At 63.3% G+C, this 1021-nt stretch carries 2 protein-coding genes; both read right to left on the bottom strand.

The window, feature by feature from the left end; genetic code table 11:
* Positions 1–403 (bottom strand): hypothetical protein (locus VCB98_RS13940; RefSeq protein ID WP_346053571.1); only part of this gene is annotated, 403 nt, incomplete at its 3' end.
* A 5-nt stretch (positions 404–408) separates the two neighbouring features.
* The coding region (locus VCB98_RS13935) for an ABC transporter ATP-binding protein (protein WP_346053569.1) at positions 409–1021 on the bottom strand (613 nt) is incomplete at its 5' end.

Raw genomic sequence — 1021 nt, 5'->3', positions numbered from 1 at the left:
AGACACTGTCCTCATCGCCGCGCTCAAGGGTGAGGATGATGTCCAGATAACCCCCTTCTCCCTGGGTGAAGAACAGGGCATAGGGGCCGTCACTGCCCTGATCAATGCGCATGTCCAGACGATGGGCGTTATGCAGTTCGCCACAATCAATCCAGCGGACAATCTGCTCAGGCTCCCGGGTTCTCCAACGCAGGCGCAGTCGATCGGCCTCATCTCTTACCAGGGTGGCATCAAGCTCATCCGCCACGCCGTCACCGCCCGTGTCCAGAGCCTCGCCCTGCCAGGGAAAATCATCCAGCGCCACGGCAAGCGGTTCTTCTGTGGGCGGAAGATAGACCGGCGCACCGGCGCACGCGGCGAGCCAAACCGGCAGCAGAAGACAAAGACCAAATCGCACGCTCATCCCAATCAAGCCGCCTTGGCTTCGGCGATGCGGCCATCCAGCATGGGCAGACGCCGGGCGGCCTGGGAGGCATAGCGCGGGTCATGGGTGACCATGACGATGGTGGCGCCATTGGCGTGCAGCTCATCAAGCATGCGCATCACCGCCTCGCCGTTTTCGCTGTCGAGATTCCCGGTGGGTTCGTCCGCCAGCAGCAGTGAGGGGCTGCCCACGAGGGCGCGGGCCACGGCCACCCGCTGTTGCTGACCGCCGGAAAGCTGGCCGGGGAAATGTCCGGCACGGTGCTCCATATTCACCCGCTTGAGGGATTCCATCACCTTTTCCTTGCGCTCCTTGGCCGAGACACCCTTGCGATAGGTCAGCGGCAGGCCGACATTGTCGGCCACGCTCATCTCGGGGATGAGGTTGAAGCTTTGAAAGATGAAACCGATTTCCTGGTTGCGCAGCCGGGCCCGTTCCTCGGCATCGATCTCATGCACCGGCACCCCGGCCAGCTCATAGTGACCGGCACTGGGCGTGTCCAGCAGACCCAGGATGGACAGCAGGGTGGACTTGCCACAGCCCGACGGCCCCTCCAGGGCAAGGAAGTCGCCCCGGTTCACGGTCAGATCAATGCCC

The organism is Natronospira elongata (assembly GCF_034931365.1).
GTDB classification, from domain to species: Bacteria; Pseudomonadota; Gammaproteobacteria; order Natronospirales; family Natronospiraceae; genus Natronospira; species Natronospira elongata.
Note: the sequence above shows the minus strand (reverse complement) of the source record. Positions and strands in the feature narration are given on the sequence as shown.